The following is a 13,585-nucleotide window of genomic DNA, read 5'->3' as shown; positions in this document are numbered from 1 at the left end:
GCCATGAACGATCTGTCACAGGCTTTCGACACTCAAGAAATCGAGCGCATGCACCTGCTGTTGCAACGCCAGCGCCAGGCCTTCAACCAACAGCCTTGCCCGCCACTGAGTGTTCGACTCAACAACCTCAAGCGCCTGATTGCGGTATTGCGCCGTTACCAGCAACCCATCGTCAAGGCGCTTGAAGCTGATTTCACCGGCCGCGCCGCCTTCGAAACCCTGCAGATCGAAGTGCTCGGCCCGGTACTGCAAGCGCGACATGCCATCGCCCATTTGCGCCGCTGGATGAAAGCCGAACGGCGCAAGACCGAGCTGCTGTTTTTTGGCAATCAGGCCTGGATTCAGTACCAACCCAAAGGTGTGGTGGGCATCGTCGGCACCTGGAACTTTCCGTTGTATCTGACCTTGGGACCGCTGGTAGCTGCACTGGCAGCCGGCAACCGGGCAATGATCAAAGTGTCGGAATACGCACCGCACAGTCGTCAGGTTCTGCAAACGCTGCTTGCCGAGGTATTCGACGAAGACGAAGTGGCCGTGTTCGGTGGTGAACTGGCCTGCGCCCAAGCCTTCACCGCACTGCCATTCGATCATTTGGTGTTCACCGGGGCGCCGCAGGTGGGCCGCCAGGTGATGCGCGCCGCCGCCGAGCACCTGGTGCCAGTGACCTTGGAGTTGGGCGGCAAGTCGCCAGCCTTGCTAGGCACCGAGGCAGACCTTGAGGATGCCGCGCTGCGCATTGCCCACGGCAAGGGCTTCAATGCCGGTCAGGTCTGCGTTGCGCCCGACTATGTGCTGGTCCCCGAGGGTAAAGCTCAGGTATTTGCCGCGGCACTCAAGCACGCCTTCGAACGGCTCTACCCTGACCCGGCCAGCAGCGCTGACTACACCAGCCTGATCAATGAGCGGCAAGCCCAGCGGATGCAGGCGCTACTGAGCGATGCGCGCGACAAAGGCGCGGTGATCCTGTCCTGTCGAAGTTCTGCGAGTGTGCCACGGCGCTTGCCCTTGCAGGTGATCACCGGCGTGAGCGACGATATGCGGGTGGCCCAGGAAGAAATTTTCGGTCCGCTGCTGCCGATCATCGAGTACACCGATTTCAGCCAGGCCATCGCCTACATCCAGGCGCGGCCACGGCCACTGGCGCTCTACCCGTTCGGCCTGGATGCGCGGCAAACCGAGCGCGTACTCAATGAAACACACAGCGGCGGTGTGACTCTGGACGACTGGGCCTGGCATGTGTTTCAGCACGACCTGCCGTTCGGTGGCGTGGGCAATTCGGGAATGGGTTCCTACCATGGTCAGGAAGGCTTTCGCAGCTTGTCGCATGGCAAAGCGCTGCTCAAGCGCCAGCGCTGGTTCCCCACCCAGTTGTTTTACCCGCCCTACGGACGCTGGGTTCAGCGCCTGGCCTTAAGGTTTTATCTAGGTAAGTCCGATAGGCAGTAGCCTCTGCCATACAAGCTTGCTTGTTTGTGAGCGCTGGCGTTGTCAGCGGTGCCAGCACGGCACACTGACTGGCGCCACGCTGATATCATCGGCGGCAATAAAATACGCTGTGGGCGGGCTGGCCTTGCAAGCCTGCCCACAATATTTGACGTCGCCACCCTCGCTGACCCAAGCTGACGCTCCTGTCGCGCCCCGGATTCACCCATGTCGAAACAACGCCAATACACCCTTGTCAGCTTGATCCTGCTCGTCGTCCTGGGCTTGGGTGGGTATTTTTGGCGTGATGACAGTCCGGCGCCGACGCCGGCGCTCAAGCATTCTTACGCCAAAGCAGTAGCCATGGCTCACAACGGTCAGCCCGGCGCGGCCAGGGTGTTGTATCAGCAACTGCAACGTACGGACCTTTCCCCCATTCGCCGCGCCGACCTGTATGCCGAACTGCCCAATTACCCCTCGCCGCTGGCGTTGAAGTTGGCCAGCCAGGACCTGCGACACGAAGACCCTTTGGTGCGCCGTGCAGCAGTCGCCAGCATGCAAGCGCTGTTACCCGACGCCCAGCGTAGCCTGGCACTTGCACCATTGCTCGAAGATGAGGATCACAGTGTGCGCTTTGCCGTGGTCGACGCGTTGCTGGAATTGAGCCCGGACGATATCGGCCTGTACTTCGGCCCCTTGCAGCACACGCTTGAGCAGTACCAGCAGGCGCTTGCACAACAGACCGAGGACCCCGCCGCACAGTTGCACCTGGCGCAGTTGTATCTGCATGAAAACAATTTCAAGGACGCCAGCGCAGCCTTGGAACGGACCCTGCAGTTGGCACCAGACAACCTTCAGGCGCTGGCTGTAAAGGTCCAATTACTAGAGCGCCAGGGCCAGACCGATGCTTCGCGCCAGATTCTGGCCAATGCCTTGCAGTTGCAACCAGACTCCGCCTTCCTGCAACACGAACTGGGACGCTGGCTGCTGCGTCATGGCCAGGACGAATACGCCCTGCTGGCGTTCGCCAGGGCCTTGGAACTTGAGCCGGACAACAATGAGTATCGCTACACGCTGGCAACCAGCCTGCATCAACTCGAGCAAGTGGAACCCGCGCAAAAACAGCTCGAAGCACTGTTATCGCGTGACCCGGCCAACCGCAAGGCCAGGGTATTGTTGATTGCGTATTGGAAAGAAACCGGGCAGATGCAGAATGTGCAGGTCCTGCTGGCGCAGCTGGAACAGCTGAACCCTGACGACCCACTGGTGCAGCAAGGCCTCTAGAGCGCAGCTTTAGGCTTGCGGAGTATCAACGCCAATGTCTTCGTCCCACAACGCTGGCTGCTCGGCAATGAATTGCTCCATCATGCGAATGCAATCGTCATTGTGTTGAACCTCCAATGCCACACCACGGGACTTGAGCAGCTCTTCTTCCCCCATGAATGTTTGGTGCTCGCCGACAATCACCCGCTTGATCCCGTACAGCAGAATCGCACCACTGCACATCGCACACGGCGACAAGGTGGTGTACAGCGTCGACTCGGCATAGACCTTGGCCGGCTGGCGGCCGGCGTTCTCCAGCGCATCCATTTCGCCATGCAAAATAGCGCTGCCAGACTGCACTCGACGATTGTGACCTCGACCAATGATCTGCCCCTGGTGCACCAACACCGAACCGATCGGAATCCCACCTTCAGCCAGCCCTTGTTGAGCTTCGTCGATGGCAGCTTGCATGAATTTATCCGTTTGCGTTGGGGAGGTGCTCATGAAGCGTTTGACTCCAATGTCAAAAATCAGGGTTGCAGCAAGGCTAGCATACCGCCAGCCCACAATGGCAACCCTGTCAACCACTACTATGCTGTAGAGGTTTTCCTTGGTGATCCGGGCGGACCGGGTCCAATCCAGTGAAGGGAGCCTGGTGATGAGCAAGAAGATTCTGGTGGTGCTGACCAATACGGCCAAATACCCAACACTCAAACGTGCCACCGGGCTCTGGCTGGGTGAGGCAGTGCATTTTGTCGAAAAGGTCGAGAAAGCTGGCTACAAGGTCGACTATGTCAGCCCCGCCGGTGGTTATGTGCCGATTGACCCCCACAGCCTGAGCATGGCCCAAGACATCGACTGGCAGTGGTACAACGACAAAGCGTTCATGAACCGCCTGGGCAGCAGCTTAAACCCCGGCCAGGTCAAAGCTCAGGATTACGTCGCGATCTACTATGCCGGCGGACACGGGGTTATCTGGGACCTCCCGGAGAATACTGGGCTGCAGGAGTTGGCCCGCAGGATATTCGAGGCCGGCGGGGTTGTCGCGTCGATCTGCCATGGGGCCGTCGGCTTGCTCAACATCAAGCTCAGCGATAACACGCTGCTGGTCAAAGACCGAGAGGTAACCGGCTTCTCCGATACCGAAGAGAAATTGGCCGAACTGGACAAAGTGGTGCCCTTCCTTACCGAAACAGAGCTGAAGGCCCGAGGTGGTCTTTACCGCAAGGCTGAAGATCCCTGGCAGGCGTTTGCCATCGCCGACCAGAAAGAAGGCCGTTTGATCACCGGCCAGAACCCGGCATCAGGGGTGGCGGTCGCCGAATTGGTGCTGAAGGCGCTAAGTGAACGCAAGCAGCCATGACCTTTAGCTGAAGGGTACTACAAACGCTATCAATGGAGCCTACAGGCACCTTAGAGTCGCTTCTCTATGCTGACCATCAGTTCAGCATAGAGGCACCTATCATGGTTTCACACTCCAACGCCGGGCGTAGCCTGATCGAATTCTTGATCACTGTTCTGATCGGAATGGCGCCAATCGCCTGTGGCTTGCTCGTACTCACCTTGCAAGTTGACCGCAAACAAGAAGAAACGATCGAGGTCACGGCACGTGAGGCCGTGTATGCCATCGACAGAGTGATTGAGTCTCTGCACAACACCAGTAGCCAGGTAACGGGGCTGGTGGGTAGACCCTGCGAAGAAATTTTACCCGAGTTGCGTCGGGAAGTAGTCCGACAACCGAACGCACGATCGATATCACTCAAAAAACAGACGCAGATTTATTGCAGCACCCTCTATGGTTCAACAGACATTAATATGGAGGCGGGTCATTACATCAACGGGCGACTGCGCATTCACACCAGCGACAGAGCAACCCCAGGTTCGCCCATTTTGCTCTATCGCCTACAGGTTAACGATCACGGAGTCGTCACTGCCGCCAATCTGCGCGCCTTGCAGCTAGAGTTGCTAGGGTTCCAGAACTCAGTGGTACTGAGCTTGCAATTTGACAGACAGTTTGTCTGGGCAACGGGTAACGGGGAGTCCTACCAAGTACCCAACCATGCTGAAAACACCATGCAACTCGTTTCGGAACGGTATGGGTATACCGTACACGCAGGCTATCCCAGCGGGGAATCCTGGCAGGTAATACGTCAGGCGATGCAAGCTACCTTACCCTCACTTCTGCTGGTAGGCATCATGACCTCCGCAGCCGCCTATTGGGGCTTGTTCAGAAGAGGAAGAGCCCGCCCTGCACCTGCCCAACGCTGAAAAGCGCAACAAAAAAGGCCATTGAGATTTCGCTCAATGGCCTTTTCTTGTTGCTGAACCCCATTACTCTGCGTTCAACACACCACGGCGGACCTGATCACGCTCGATGGACTCGAATAGCGCCTTGAAGTTGCCTTCACCGAAACCATCATCACCCTTGCGTTGAATGAACTCGAAGAACACAGGCCCCATCAAGGTTTCCGAGAAAATTTGCAGCAGCAGACGCTTGTCGTCCGGCTGTGAAGAGCCGTCCAGCAAGATGCCTCGCGCCTGCAACTCGCCTACCGGCTCACCGTGGCCTGGCAAACGGCCTTCGAGCATCTCGTAGTAGGTCTCTGGCGGCGCAGTCATGAAGCGCATGCCAATCTTCTTCAGGGCATCCCAGCTCTGCAGCAAGTCATCGGTGAGGAACGCCACGTGCTGAATGCCTTCACCGTTGAACTGCATCAGGAACTCTTCGATCTGACCAGCGCCCTTGGACGACTCTTCGTTCAGCGGGATGCGGATCATGCCATCGGGCGCCGTCATGGCCTTGGAGGTCAGACCGGTGTATTCGCCTTTGATATCGAAGTAACGGATTTCACGGAAGTTGAACAACTTCTCGTAGAACCCGGCCCAGTAGGCCATGCGCCCGCGATAAACGTTATGGGTCAGGTGATCGATGATCTTCAGACCGGCCCCGACCGGATGACGGTCGACGCCTTCGATGAAGTTGAAGTCGATGTCATAGATCGAGCTGCCTTCTTCGAAACGGTCGATCAGGTACAGCGGCGCACCACCGATACCTTTGATCGCCGGCAAACGCAGCTCCATCGGACCGGTTTCGATTTCCACCGGCTGAGCCCCCAGTTCCAGGGCGCGGGCATAGGCTTCATGGGCGTTGCGCACGCGGAAGGCCATACCGCACACCGACGGCCCGTGCTCGGCGGCAAAGTACGAAGCGACGCTTTTCGGCTCGTTGTTCAGAATCAGGTTGATGTCGCCCTGGCGGTACAGGTGCACATCCTTGGAACGGTGGGTCGCCACCTTGGTGAAGCCCATGATCTGGAAGATCGGCTCCAGAACGCCAGGGGTGGGCGATGCGAACTCGATGAATTCAAAGCCCATCAGGCCCATCGGGTTTTCAAAAATGTCAGCCATGCTCAATACCTCATCATCAATGCGCTAAAAACGGTGGTTACTTGCTATCGATGTCGAGCGAAGATGGCGGCGCGCAGGAGATACCCCTCACACTGCGTGCGAGGTAGTCACCATAAATCAGCTGGAACCCATGACACTTCATATGGACCCATTCTCGGCGGGTTGATTCCCCGTTGACGAGGAACCTTATTATTGTATGCGTAAGACGATTCTACAGTGCGTAATCAAATTTGTCGCACTTTAAGTTCAGCCACCCGGTCGACGTACGGCTATCCTCTGCACAGTTCAGTTATTTCAGGTTAGTCGCCATGCCCCTATCGGTACAACATCGCCGCCCGCGCCGCCCGCTGCGTTTGCTGTTGCCGTGGCTGGTGGGGGCTTTGCCGATTCTCTGCGGGCTGCTAATCATGTACTGGCAGGCCGAGCGCGAATTGCAAAGCCGCAGCGAAGCCAGCGCTAAACAGATGGCCACCCAGATCGAACGCATCCTCGACAATATCTCCGCTGCCGCCCGGGAACTGCTGCCGCTGGCGGGGCTTCCCTGCGGCGAGGAAAAACTGGCCCTGCGTGACCAGGTCACCCGACGCGCGTTCGTGCGCTCCACCAACCTGGTGTACCGCGGTGAGCTGTATTGCAGTTCGCTGTTCGGCCCCTACAGCGAACCGGTGCATGACAGTGACTATACCCAGGGCACACTGTGGCTGATGAGCGGCAATTCGGTAACGCCTGGCCATGCGCTGTTGGTGTACCGCACCACTGAAGGCGATCGCGGCGCCATCAGCACGGTGGACGGTGATCATCTGGTTAGCGCCCTGCACCTGCTGGATGCCGACAATAACCCCGTGTTGCAAGTTGGTCCGCATTGGATGGACCGCGATGGCCATGTCAACGATAGCCCACTGCCGCCCGCTGAAGTCGCCGCTGCCCATGTCGTTTCAGCGCGCTACCCCTTCTCGATCCACAGCAGTTACGCCCCAGGCAAAATCGGCGAAGTGATGCGCAGTGAATACCCGGCACTGTTCGGCTTGCTGGTGGTGCTTGGGGCCATCGCCGGGGTGACCTGCTATTGGCAATTGCGTCGGGTCACTTCGCAGCGCGCCGAGTTGCAACGGGCGATGGAGGCCCAGGAATTTCTGCCGTATTTTCAGCCTGTGGTGCGCCGTGGCGACTACCGATGGGCCGGCGCCGAAGTGTTGATGCGCTGGCAACATCCGCGCGAGGGTCTGGTGAGCCCGGACTTGTTCATCCCCTATGCCGAGCACAGCGGCCAGATCGTACCGATGACCCGTCAACTGATGCAGCGCACCGCAGAACTGTTGGCCCCGCATGCCGACGCCCTGGACGACGGTTTTCATATCGGCATCAACATCACCGCCGACCACTGCCAGGACCTGACCCTGTACGATGACTGCCAAGCCTTTCTGGCCGCCTTTCCGGCCGGCAAGATAGTCCTTACCTTGGAACTGACCGAGCGCAAACTCATCGTCCCCAGCGAGGCAACCCATGCTTTGTTCAATAAACTCCATGAGCTGGGCGTGTTGATCGCGTTGGATGACTTTGGCACTGGCCAGTCCAGTCTGGCCTACCTGCAGCAGTTCAAGGTTGACTACCTGAAAATCGATCAAAGCTTCGTCGCCATGATCGGCGGCGATGCGCTGTCATTGCATATCCTCGACAGTGTCATCGAGCTGTCGAGCAAGCTGGGGCTGGGGATCGCCGCCGAAGGCGTGGAAAACGAGGTGCAACGTGACTACCTCGCCCGGCACAACGTCGATTTCCAGCAAGGCTACCTGTTTGCGCGACCGATGTCGGGTGATGCATTCATTCAGGCCCTGGCAACCCAACGCCCGCTGCAGGCAGTCAGCCACTGACACTCGCGTTACTCAATGCGTGGCGACGCGCCCTTCTTTTTCTTGCTACAGAGGCCCTCGTGTCCAAAGGCATCGTTTCATCAGTCATGGCGTCGTGCTTGTTCGCCGTGATGTATTACTACACCTCGCTGTTAACGCCGTTGGACGGTGAGGAAGTGTTTGGCTGGCGGACCTTGCTGACCCTGCCCTGCCTGACTCTGTTCCTGCTGTTGAGCAAGGACTGGTCATTGATCAGCGGCCTGCTCCAGCGCATCCGGCAAACGCCAATATTGCTACTGGGCCTGCTCGGCACGTCGTCGATGCTTGGGGTACAGTTGTGGTTGTTCCTCTGGGCACCCCTGCACGGCCGCAGCCTCGAGGTGTCGCTGGGGTATTTCCTGTTGCCGCTGAGCATGGTCCTGACCGGGCGAGTGGTCTACGGTGAACGCCTGTCACGCCTGCAAAAGCTCGCTGTGGCGTGCGCAGCGACCGGCGTCGGCCACGAGCTGTACCAGCATGGCAGTTTCGCCTGGGAAACCCTGGTGGTCGCTATTGGCTATCCGTTGTACTTCGTGCTCCGGCGCAAATGCCGCACCGACCACCTCGGCGGTCTCTGGGCGGATATGTGTCTATTGCTGCCAGCAGCGCTGTACTTTGTCATCCAGGGCCCCTTGAGCGCCCAGGACCTGATTGAGCATCCTGCGCTGTATGGCCTGATTCCGTTGCTCGGGGTGATCAGCGCCCTGGCGCTGATCTTCTACGTGTGGGCAAGCCGACTGCTAGCCTTCAGCCTGTTCGGCTTGCTCAGTTACGTCGAGCCGGTGTTGCTGGTGGCGGTGGCCTTGCTACTGGGCGAGACCATCGGCCCCGACCAGTGGCTGACCTATCTGCCAATCTGGCTGGCAGTGCTGGTGCTGATCCTTGAAGGCGTCAAGCACCTGCTGCGTCACCAGCGACGTTTGGCCTGAGGCGTACCTCTCGGACCCGACGCTCTTCCACCGCGACCACGGTCATCTGCCAGCCGTTCCACTGCAGGCTGTCACCAACCATTGGCAAACGATCGAGCAGGCTCATCACCAGGCCAGCCAGGGTCTGGTAATCCTCGGTCGGCTTGGCCGTGAAGCCGGTGCGTGCCTGAATCTGGCTGAGGTTCAGGGCGCCACTGACGACAAAGCCTTGCTCATCCTCAATGATCCCTGGGCCCTCGACCTCACTGGCGTCCGGCAACTCGCCAGCGATCGACTCAAGAATGTCGGTCATGGTCAGCAGGCCGGTGAAATCGCCAAACTCATTGACCACAAAAGCAATGTGCGTCGACTGCTGGCGCATCTGCTCCAGGGCATTGAGAATGCTGAAGCTCTCCAACAGGTTCAGCGGTGCGCGCACCAGGCTTTCCAGGTCTGGTTCATTGCCCGCCAACAGTTCCTTGAGCAACTCTTTCTTGTGCACGAAGCCTAATGGCTCGTCGATACGACCATCGCGAATGAGCGGCAAGCGTGAGTAAGACGAGTGCATCAGCGCGGTGCGGATCGCCTCGGGCGTCTGTGCCAGGTCGATGGCATCGATTTGCGCCCGTACCGTCATCAGTGTCTTGATTGGCCGCTCGGCAAGGTTCAGCACACCGCTGATCATCACCCGCTCACGACGGTCGAATAGCACATGCTCTTCACCGCCTTCGACCAGGTCGGCAATCTCTTCACCGACCTCATCGGCCTCGATACGCCGCCCACCCAACAGGCGCAATACCGCATGGGCGGTGCGTTCACGCAATGGCCGGTGCTGCTGCAGGCTGCGTTTGCGCCGGGCGCGAGCGACCTGATTGAACAGTTCGACCAGGATCGAGAAGCCGATCGCCGCATACAGATAGCCTTTGGGAATGTGGAAGCCCAGGCCTTCGGCAGTCAAGCTGAAACCGATCATCATCAAGAAGCCCAGGCACAACATGATCACTGTCGGGTGGCTATTGACGAAGCGTGTCAGTGGCTTGCTGGCAACGATCATGATGCCAATGGAGAAGATCACCGCGATCATCATCACCGACAAGTGTTCCACCATACCGACGGCCGTGATCACCGCATCGAGCGAGAACACCGCATCGAGCACCACGATCTGCGCCACAATTGGCCAGAACGCGGCATGACGGGCATTGCCATTGGTTTGCGTGACATGGCCCTCAAGGCGTTCGTGCAGCTCCATGGTGGCCTTGAACAGCAGGAACACACCACCAAACAGCATGATCAGGTCGCGACCGGAGAAACTCTTGCCGAGCACCTCGATCAACGGCGCGGTCAGGGTCACCATCCAGGAAATACTGGCCAGCAGGCCCAGACGCATGATCAACGCCAGAGACAAACCAATCACCCGCGCACGGTCGCGCTGATGGGGCGGTAGTTTGTCGGCAAGGATCGCGATGAACACCAGGTTGTCGATACCCAGTACCAGCTCAAGCACAATCAGCGTGGCAAGGCCCAGCCAGGCCGTGGGGTCGGCTAGCCATTCCATGGGCGGGTACTCATCTGGGCGAACAGCGGGGAAACGTCACAGGGACGGGAGAAAGGCCGGGACGGCCAGCTACTGGGGGGCTCCGAAAACGAAGTCATATCAACCTAGCATCAATTTGGGGAGGAGATCCTACAATTGCAGCAGGCTTTTCTGACAGCGCAAAACTATTTCAAATTCTGTAAAGCGTTTGCCGCCTGTCCAACCCTCAGCAGGGTAATTTCCTTCAATACCCGCCCCGGCCAGACCATCAGACTGATTCAACCTTTCCTGCAGGATGAACCCTCATGAGTCTGATGCTGTCCATGGCCGCCTTCGCGTTGGCCGCATCCATTTCACCCGGCCCGGTTAACATAGTCGCCCTGGGCAGCGGAGCCCGCTATGGCTTGCGCGCAAGCCTCAGGCATGTCACTGGCGCCACCCTGGGGTTCAGTCTACTGCTGATTCTCATTGGCCTTGGCTTGCATGAGCTGCTGCGTTATTGGCCCGCCCTGGCCCAGGTGCTGCACGCCGGTGGTGTGGCGTTTTTGCTGTACATGGCTTGGAGACTGGCCAGCGACCAAGGCGAGCTGACGAATCGCGCGGCTGCTTCTGCGCCGTCGATGTTCGCAGGTGCGACCTTGCAATGGCTCAACCCCAAAGCCTGGCTGGCATGCGTGGCCGGTGTCGGCGCATATGTCAGTGAAGGCGAAACCACCCTGCTCTGGCAGTTCACCGGGATCTATTTTGTTATCTGCTATCTGTCCATTGCTAGCTGGGCCTGGGCCGGGAGCGTCATCAGTCCGTATCTAGGCAATCCACAACGCATTCGTCTGTTCAATCGTGTGCTGGCAGCGCTGCTGGTAGCCAGCGCCCTGTACTTGCTACTGGGCTGATCGATAGTGCCCTGGCGTTACCGCAAGGTGACGCTTGAAGGCCCGCTGCAGGTGCGCCTGGTCGGCGAACCCTGCTTCCAGCGCCACTTCGGCGATGACACCACCGCAGCGCAACCGGGCCCGAGCGTACTGCACTCGCTGGTCGACCAGATAGCCGTGGGGGGTCAAACCGAAATGTTGCTTGAACGCCCGGATCAGGTACGAGGTGGAGAGCCCGGCCGCATCGCCGATGTCCTCCAGACGTAGCGCCTGGGTACAGTGTTCGCGCATGAACGCCGCAGCCACCAACAAGCCTGGGTTGACCCGTGCAACGCTCGCCACGCTGGAGGGCAATCGCTGGATAAGCTCACTGAAAAATATGCACAAAGCCGTGTGCTTGCTGGCGCTGATGAGCTGATCATCGAGCAACACGCCATGCAGTTGGCACAGATCCTGGTACAGGTCAGGCGATTGACTGCTGAGCACGTCGAACGGCTGGAACCCCAACGCCTGCAACCAGGGCAGGTCGACAAACAGCATGAGATAGGACCAAGGCTCACCGTCAATCGGGTTGCAGGTATGCACCACTCCCGGGTTCATCAGCACAACAGTGCCCGCGGTTACCTGTTGATGGCTGTCGCCGCTCACATAGGTGCTGCGCCCAGCTGTGATCGCCCCAATGGAAAAACTTTTGTGGGAGTGCGGCGAATAGCAGACTTTGCGCCCGTCGTCGACGCTGCGCGCCTCAATGAACGGCAGCGCCGGATCACGCCAGAAGCGCGAGTGACTGGCCATCGGCATCACTTCTCGGCGTCATGCACCACCACCAGCAGTTGCGCCTGCACCTCACCTAACGAGCGTAGCCGATGTGGCGTCTGGGCGTTGAAGTACAGCGCGTCACCGCGTTCGAGAATCACCCGCTCATTCATGAAGTCCACCTCCACCTGGCCCTCGTGAACAAACAGAAACTCCTCACCCAAGTGCTCCTTGAAGGTCGAGTCGCTGAAATCGCGGGGCGGGCTGATGATGAACGGCAGCAGGCTGCGACTGCCGATATGGTTGGCCAGCACCGCGTAGCCTGGCCCCTGGGCACTGCCCGACAAGGCTTGGCGCTCGCCGCTGCGCACCAGGCTGAAACGTGCCTGGCCAGGCGCATCCTCGGCGAACAGTTCTTCGACGTTGACACTCAGCGCCCGCGCCAGCTTCAAGGCCGCGGCAATCGACGGTGTGTTGAGGCCACGTTCCACCTTGGAGAGGTAACTCTTGGTCATGCCGGACTTTTCGGCCAACACCTCCAAGGTGATTCCAAGTTTTTTTCTTAACAATTTCAATCGGATAGACATGCGATGCAATTTTCCCAGTGTCACGGGCAAGCTTTTTCTTGCTAATGACACATTGTGTCATTTATACTTTTTTGTGTCATGGCCGTAACCGCCCCTTCACCTTCCAAGTAGCCGGGGCGGGCCAGCCTGACACTTCTCTACACCATCGAGGATATCCCCATGGCCAAGACACTGGCATTGCCCAAGGACCAACTGATCAAGCAGGCCCTTACACAGATGCAAGGCTCGCTTGCCGATAATACGTGGACTGCAAGGGAAAAGCTGGCCCTGACCTGTCGAATTCTCTTCGACAACGGTCACGATTCCGGCCTGGCCGGGCAAATCAGTACCCGAGGCCCCCAAACAGGCACCTTTTATACCCAGCAACTGGGGCTGGGTTTCGATGAAATCACCGCCAGCAATCTGCTGCTGGTCAATGAAGACCTCGAGGTGCTCGAAGGCCAGGGCATGCCCAATCCGGCCAACCGTTTCCACAGTTGGGTCTATCGGGCACGCCCGGATGTGAACTGCATCATTCACACCCACCCCACTCATGTCGCCGCGCTGTCGATGCTCGAAGTGCCGCTGCAGGTTTCGCACATGGACCTGTGCCCGCTGTATGAGGACTGCGCCTTTCTTGAAGCCTGGCCGGGTGTGCCGGTGGGCAATGAAGAAGGTGAAATCATCAGTGCAGCGCTGGGCGACAAGCGCGCCATTCTGCTCTCGCACCATGGCCAACTGTCGACTGGCGGCAGCATCGAAGAGGCGTGTGTCATCGCCCAACTGATTGAGCGTGCAGCCAAGCTGCAACTGCTGGCCATGTCTGCTGGCGAAGTCAAACCGATCGAACCGGCCCTGGGCCGCGAAGCCCACGACTGGATTTCACGTCCGAAGCGCCACAGCGCCGCCTTCAACTACTATGCGCGACAGTGCCTGCGGGTGCATGCCGACTGCCTGAGCTGATTGT

Annotated in this window: 13 protein-coding genes; 8 read left to right on the top strand and 5 right to left on the bottom strand. The window is 58.8% G+C overall.

The genetic code is table 11. The features are described 5' to 3' along the window. Positions 1–3: 3 nt before the first annotated feature. Entirely contained in the window at positions 4–1,446 is a 1,443-nt protein-coding gene (locus ACQRAX_RS20095) for a coniferyl aldehyde dehydrogenase (RefSeq protein ID WP_412040984.1), read from the top strand. 204 nt (positions 1,447–1,650) lie between these two features. After that, the gene (locus ACQRAX_RS20090; RefSeq protein ID WP_412040985.1) at positions 1,651–2,706 is read left to right on the top strand and encodes a tetratricopeptide repeat protein; all 1,056 of its coding nucleotides are present in this window, start codon (positions 1,651–1,653) and stop codon (positions 2,704–2,706) included. Positions 2,707–2,715: 9 nt separating this feature from the next. Here ACQRAX_RS20090 and ACQRAX_RS20085 read toward each other — a convergent pair whose 3' ends face one another. Next, positions 2,716–3,189: a nucleoside deaminase gene (locus ACQRAX_RS20085; RefSeq protein WP_412040986.1), complete on the bottom strand. Its 474-nt coding sequence runs from the start codon at positions 3,187–3,189 to the stop codon at positions 2,716–2,718. Between the two features lie 154 nt (positions 3,190–3,343). On the opposite strand from ACQRAX_RS20085, the gene ACQRAX_RS20080 reads away from it, so the two are divergent. Together ACQRAX_RS20080 and ACQRAX_RS20075 are read left to right on the top strand one after the other, a co-directional pair. Beyond that, complete coding sequence (locus ACQRAX_RS20080) at positions 3,344–4,048, top strand: type 1 glutamine amidotransferase domain-containing protein (RefSeq protein WP_412040987.1); 705 nt, start codon at positions 3,344–3,346, stop codon at positions 4,046–4,048. A gap of 101 nt (positions 4,049–4,149) precedes the next feature. Then, complete coding sequence (locus ACQRAX_RS20075) at positions 4,150–4,953, top strand: CSS-motif domain-containing protein (protein WP_412040988.1); 804 nt, start codon at positions 4,150–4,152, stop codon at positions 4,951–4,953. A 63-nt stretch (positions 4,954–5,016) separates the two neighbouring features. On the opposite strand, the gene hppD is transcribed toward ACQRAX_RS20075, so the two are convergent. Further along, entirely contained in the window at positions 5,017–6,093 is a 1,077-nt protein-coding gene (gene hppD, locus ACQRAX_RS20070) for a 4-hydroxyphenylpyruvate dioxygenase (protein ID WP_412040989.1), read from the bottom strand. Positions 6,094–6,401: 308 nt separating this feature from the next. On the opposite strand from hppD, the gene ACQRAX_RS20065 reads away from it, so the two are divergent. Both ACQRAX_RS20065 and rarD read left to right on the top strand, forming a co-directional pair. Next, a complete protein-coding gene (locus tag ACQRAX_RS20065; protein ID WP_412040990.1) occupies positions 6,402–7,964 on the top strand; it encodes an EAL domain-containing protein in 1,563 nt (520 codons plus the stop codon). A gap of 59 nt (positions 7,965–8,023) precedes the next feature. Continuing rightward, on the top strand, positions 8,024–8,911 hold the full coding sequence (gene rarD / locus ACQRAX_RS20060) for an EamA family transporter RarD (protein WP_412040991.1): 888 nt from the start codon (positions 8,024–8,026) through the stop codon (positions 8,909–8,911). Here the strand turns inward: rarD and ACQRAX_RS20055 are convergent. Then, entirely contained in the window at positions 8,874–10,445 is a 1,572-nt protein-coding gene (locus tag ACQRAX_RS20055; protein WP_412040992.1) for a TerC family protein, read from the bottom strand. The two genes, rarD and ACQRAX_RS20055, sit on opposite strands and share 38 nt — an antisense overlap. Positions 10,446–10,729: 284 nt before the next feature. Between ACQRAX_RS20055 and ACQRAX_RS20050 the strand changes: the two genes are divergently transcribed. Beyond that, positions 10,730–11,317 (top strand): LysE family translocator, encoded by a 588-nt coding sequence (locus tag ACQRAX_RS20050; RefSeq protein WP_412040993.1) that lies wholly within the window; start codon positions 10,730–10,732, stop codon positions 11,315–11,317. Here ACQRAX_RS20050 and ACQRAX_RS20045 read toward each other — a convergent pair. Beyond that, positions 11,306–12,091, bottom strand: a complete 786-nt coding sequence (locus ACQRAX_RS20045; protein WP_412040994.1) for an AraC family transcriptional regulator — start codon at positions 12,089–12,091, stop codon at positions 11,306–11,308. The two genes, ACQRAX_RS20050 and ACQRAX_RS20045, sit on opposite strands and share 12 nt — an antisense overlap. Before the next feature lie 5 nt (positions 12,092–12,096). Further along, positions 12,097–12,639, bottom strand: coding sequence for a helix-turn-helix domain-containing protein (locus ACQRAX_RS20040; protein ID WP_412040995.1), 543 nt, complete (start codon positions 12,637–12,639; stop codon positions 12,097–12,099). 159 nt (positions 12,640–12,798) lie between these two features. On the opposite strand from ACQRAX_RS20040, the gene ACQRAX_RS20035 reads away from it, so the two are divergent. Next, entirely contained in the window at positions 12,799–13,581 is a 783-nt protein-coding gene (locus ACQRAX_RS20035; RefSeq protein ID WP_412040996.1) for an aldolase, read from the top strand. Positions 13,582–13,585: the final 4 nt, after the last annotated feature.

Origin of the sequence: Pseudomonas sp. UM16, assembly GCF_050312595.1 — a bacterium.
In the GTDB taxonomy this organism is placed as follows: domain Bacteria; phylum Pseudomonadota; class Gammaproteobacteria; order Pseudomonadales; family Pseudomonadaceae; genus Aquipseudomonas.
The sequence above is the reverse complement of the archived record's forward strand: the minus strand, read 5'-3'. Positions and strand labels throughout refer to the sequence as shown.

What these genes read in the sequence shown, in the direction of transcription:
- ACQRAX_RS20065 (WP_412040990.1), top strand. Translation starts at nt 6,402, where the DNA reads ATGCCCCTATCGGTACAACATCGCCGCCCGCGCCGCCCGCTGCGTTTG.
- ACQRAX_RS20045 (WP_412040994.1), bottom strand. Translation starts at nt 12,091, where the DNA reads ATGGCCAGTCACTCGCGCTTCTGGCGTGATCCGGCGCTGCCGTTCATT.
- ACQRAX_RS20075 (WP_412040988.1), top strand. Translation starts at nt 4,150, where the DNA reads ATGGTTTCACACTCCAACGCCGGGCGTAGCCTGATCGAATTCTTGATC.
- ACQRAX_RS20080 (WP_412040987.1), top strand. Translation starts at nt 3,344, where the DNA reads ATGAGCAAGAAGATTCTGGTGGTGCTGACCAATACGGCCAAATACCCA.
- ACQRAX_RS20090 (WP_412040985.1), top strand. Translation starts at nt 1,651, where the DNA reads ATGTCGAAACAACGCCAATACACCCTTGTCAGCTTGATCCTGCTCGTC.
- ACQRAX_RS20035 (WP_412040996.1), top strand. Translation starts at nt 12,799, where the DNA reads ATGGCCAAGACACTGGCATTGCCCAAGGACCAACTGATCAAGCAGGCC.
- ACQRAX_RS20085 (WP_412040986.1), bottom strand. Translation starts at nt 3,189, where the DNA reads ATGAGCACCTCCCCAACGCAAACGGATAAATTCATGCAAGCTGCCATC.
- hppD (WP_412040989.1), bottom strand. Translation starts at nt 6,093, where the DNA reads ATGGCTGACATTTTTGAAAACCCGATGGGCCTGATGGGCTTTGAATTC.
- ACQRAX_RS20095 (WP_412040984.1), top strand. Translation starts at nt 4, where the DNA reads ATGAACGATCTGTCACAGGCTTTCGACACTCAAGAAATCGAGCGCATG.
- ACQRAX_RS20050 (WP_412040993.1), top strand. Translation starts at nt 10,730, where the DNA reads ATGAGTCTGATGCTGTCCATGGCCGCCTTCGCGTTGGCCGCATCCATT.
- ACQRAX_RS20055 (WP_412040992.1), bottom strand. Translation starts at nt 10,445, where the DNA reads ATGGAATGGCTAGCCGACCCCACGGCCTGGCTGGGCCTTGCCACGCTG.
- ACQRAX_RS20040 (WP_412040995.1), bottom strand. Translation starts at nt 12,639, where the DNA reads ATGTCTATCCGATTGAAATTGTTAAGAAAAAAACTTGGAATCACCTTG.